At 61.1% G+C, this 3,727-nt stretch carries 3 protein-coding genes; 2 read left to right on the forward strand and 1 reads right to left on the reverse strand.

Annotation, left to right across the window (positions count from 1 at the left end):
• Window positions 1-1,463: leucyl aminopeptidase (locus D8V06_RS20965; RefSeq protein ID WP_130931707.1), on the reverse strand; the 1,463-nt coding region annotated here is incomplete at its 3' end.
• A 309-nt stretch (window positions 1,464-1,772) separates the two neighbouring features.
• Between D8V06_RS20965 and lptF the strand changes: the two genes are divergently transcribed.
• Both lptF and lptG read left to right on the forward strand, forming a co-directional pair.
• On the forward strand, window positions 1,773-2,891 hold the full coding sequence (lptF, locus tag D8V06_RS20970) for an LPS export ABC transporter permease LptF (protein ID WP_056855179.1): 1,119 nt from the start codon (window positions 1,773-1,775) through the stop codon (window positions 2,889-2,891).
• Window positions 2,884-3,727 (forward strand): LPS export ABC transporter permease LptG (gene lptG / locus D8V06_RS20975; RefSeq protein WP_130931708.1); only part of this gene is annotated, 844 nt, incomplete at its 3' end. The genes lptF and lptG, both read left to right, overlap by 8 nt.

The following is a 3,727-nucleotide window of genomic DNA, read 5'->3' on the forward strand; positions in this document are numbered from 1 at the left end:
TGGGTCAGCAGTGGAACCGGGCGGCCAGTGGCGCCCTTGTCCTTGCCGCCGCTGGTCCAGGCTGTGCCGGCGATGTCCAGGTGTGCCCAGTTGAGGTTCTTGGTGAAGCGCGACAGGAAGCAGGCCGCGGTGATGGTGCCGGCTTTCGGGCCGCCAATGTTGGCGATGTCGGCGAACGGGCTGTCCAGCTGCTCTTGATACTCATCGAACAGCGGCAGTTGCCAGGCGCGGTCGTCGGCAGCCTGGCCGGCGCTCAGCAGTTGGCCGATCAATTCGTCGTTGTTGCCCAGCAGGCCCGAGGTATGGGAGCCCAGGGCAACCACGCAGGCGCCGGTCAGGGTGGCGATGTCGATCACCGCTTGCGGCTTGAAACGCTCGGAGTAGGTCAGGGCATCGCACAGCACCAGACGGCCTTCGGCGTCGGTGTTGAGGATTTCCACGGTCTGGCCGCTCATGGTGGTGACGATGTCGCCCGGACGCGACGCGTTGCCGCTCGGCATGTTCTCGGCGCACGCCAGGATGCATACCAGGTTGATCGGCAGCTTCAGTTCGAGCACGGCACGCAGGGTGCCGAACACGCTGGCGGCACCGCCCATGTCGTACTTCATTTCATCCATGCCGGCACCTGGCTTGAGGCTGATGCCGCCGGTGTCGAAGGTGATGCCTTTACCGACCAGCGCATATGGCTTCTCGGATTTCTTGCCGCCGTTGTATTGCATGACGATCAGGCGTGGCGGCTGGGCGCTGCCCTGGCCTACGGCGTAGAACGAACCCATGCCCAGGGCCTTGATCTTCTTCTCGTCGAGGACTTCGACTTTCAGATCCTTGAATTCCTTGCCGAGGTTTTTCGCCTGCTCGCCGAGGAAGGTCGGGTGGCAGATGTTCGGTGGCAGGTTGCCCAGGTTACGGGTGAAGGCCATGCCGTTGGCGATTGCGGTGGCGTGGGTCACGGCGCGCTGGACTTCAGCCTGGGCGGCCTTGATGGTCAGCAGGGTGATTTTCTTCAGGGCACGCGGTTCGGCTTTCTGGCTCTTGAACTGATCGAACTGATATTCGCCGTCCACCAGGGTTTCGGCCAGCAGACGGGTCTTGCCGTAGCTGTCGCGGCCCTTGACCACAACTTCGTCCAGGGCCAGCACGGCGTCGCTGCCGCCCAGGCCTTTGAGGGTGTTGAGGATGCCGGCGATGGTTTTGCGGAACGGACGGTCGCCCAGCTCTTCATCCTTGCCGACGCCCACCAGCAGCACGCGTTCGGCTTTGAGGTTCGGCAGGCTGTGCAGCAACAGGCTTTGGCCAACTTTGCCGGCCAGGTCGCCGCGTTTCAGAACGGCGCTGATGGCGCCACCGCTGAGTTCGTCGAGTTGTTTGGCGACGGCGCCGAGCTTGCGGCCTTCGCTGACGGCAACCACCAGGGTGGCGGTCTTCAACGTTTCCGGGTTAACGCTTTTTACAACCAGTTCCATGTCCGGGTCCCTGAATTTGATAGTCAACACGCAAGCGCTCGACAAGTGTGTATGTCGCTCGCCTATAAATAGAAAGGCGCCGGTCGTGACCGGCGACGAAGGCCGCAGTTTGAACCTCGCTACCGGCGCCTGACAACCCTCGGTTGTACGATCTTCAGCGCTTTGACAGCCTGCTCGCGCGGTGCGAAGTGACAGGCGCGATCAATCACAGGATAATGCGCCATCTTTTTTTCGGCGGCTCTGCATTAGGGCTGTCTGATATGTTTGCTTGTTTGGCCGCCTTAGCCTGACAACCCTGGAGTGTCTGGTTTGATCGTCTTCCGTTATCTATCCCGCGAAGTCCTGTTGACCTTGAGCGCCGTCAGCGCCGTGCTGCTGGTCATCATCATGAGTGGACGCTTCATCAAATACCTCGCCCAAGCCGCTTCGGGTCAACTGGATCCGGGGTCGCTGTTCCTGATCATGGGCTTTCGCCTGCCGGGCTTCCTTCAACTGATCCTGCCATTGGGTCTGTTCCTCGGGATTCTGCTCTCATACGGTCGCCTGTACCTCGAGAGTGAAATGACCGTGCTTTCGGCCACCGGCATGAGTCAGCAGCGCCTGTTCCGCATGACCCTGTTTCCAGCCACTCTGGTGGCGCTGGTCGTGGCATGGTTGAGCTTGAGCCTGGCGCCACAGGGTGCCAATCAGTTTCAACTGTTGCTCAACAAGCAGGACGCCCTGACCGAGTTCGATACCCTGGAGCCGGGCCGTTTCCAGGCGCTGCGTGACGGCACCCGGGTGACCTACACCGAACAGTTGTCGGATGACCGCATCAACTTGGGCGGCGTCTTCATTTCGCAGAAAAACATCAGTTCCGACAAGAAGGATCGCGGGATCTCCGTGCTGGTGGCTGAGAAGGGCCGCCAGGAAATTCGCCCCGACGGGAACCGTTACCTGATTCTCGACAATGGCTATCGCTACGACGGTAACCCCGGGCAGGCCGATTACCGGGCGATCAAGTACGACGAATACGGTGTGCTGCTGCCCAAGCCGGATGTCAGTGACGAGGTGACCGACCGCGACGCGATGACCACCACCTCGTTGCTCGGCAGTGACGACATTCGCTCCCGTACCGAACTGCAATGGCGCCTGTCCCTGCCATTGCTGGTGTTTATCGTGACCTTGATGGCGGTGCCGTTGTCGCGGGTCAACCCGCGCCAGGGTCGTTTCCTCAAGTTGTTGCCGGCGATTCTTCTGTATATGGCTTACCTGACCATCCTGATTGCCGCTCGCGGCGCGCTCGAAAAGGGCAAGATTCCACCTGCGCTGGGCTTGTGGTGGGTGCACGGGATATTCCTGGCCATTGGCCTGGGCCTGCTTTATTGGGAGCCTCTGCGCTTGAAGATGGCGAGTCGCCGCAGCGCGCTGGAGGTGGCCCGTGGTTAAGCTCGATCGCTACATCGGTAGCAGCGTATTCATGGCGATCCTTGCGGTATTGGGGATCATTCTTGGCCTGGCAACCCTGTTTGCGTTCATTGACGAGATGAGCGATGTCAGCGATACCTACACCCTGGTCGACGTGCTCAGCTATGTGTTGCTGACGGCGCCGCGGCGTCTGTATGACATGTTGCCGATGGCGGCACTGATCGGCTGCCTGATCGGCCTCGGCAGCCTGGCCAGCAACAGTGAACTGACCATCATGCGCGCGGCTGGCGTATCGATCGGGCGGATCGTTTGGGCGGTCATGAAGCCGATGCTGGTGCTGATGCTGGTGGGGCTGCTGATTGGCGAGTACGTTGCACCGGCAACCGAAAGCACCGCTCAGGCCAACCGTTCGCTGGCTCAGGGCAGTGGCGATGCGCAGAGTGCCAAGCATGGCCTGTGGCACCGTCAGGGTGACGAGTTCATTCACGTCAACTCCGTGCAGCCCAACGGCTTGCTGTATGGCGTGACCCGCTATCGCTTCGATGATCAGCGCCACATGCTGTCTTCCAGCTTCGCCAAGCGTGCGGAGTTCGACAAGGATCACTGGCAGCTGAGCGACGTCACCACCACGCTGTTCCACGAAAAGAGCACGGAAGTGGTCAGTACGCCGGTCGAGCGCTGGGATGTGGCGTTGAGCCCGCAGCTGCTGAGCACCGTGGTCATGGCGCCCGACTCGCTGTCGATCACCGGCCTGTGGGGTTACATCCACTATCTGGCGGACCAGGGCCTGAACAATGGTCGCTACTGGCTGGCATTTTGGGTCAAGGTGTTGCAGCCGCTGGTCACCGCCGCCCTGG

This window comes from Pseudomonas sp. Sample_24 (assembly GCF_004307605.1).
In the GTDB taxonomy this organism is placed as follows: domain Bacteria; phylum Pseudomonadota; class Gammaproteobacteria; order Pseudomonadales; family Pseudomonadaceae; genus Aquipseudomonas.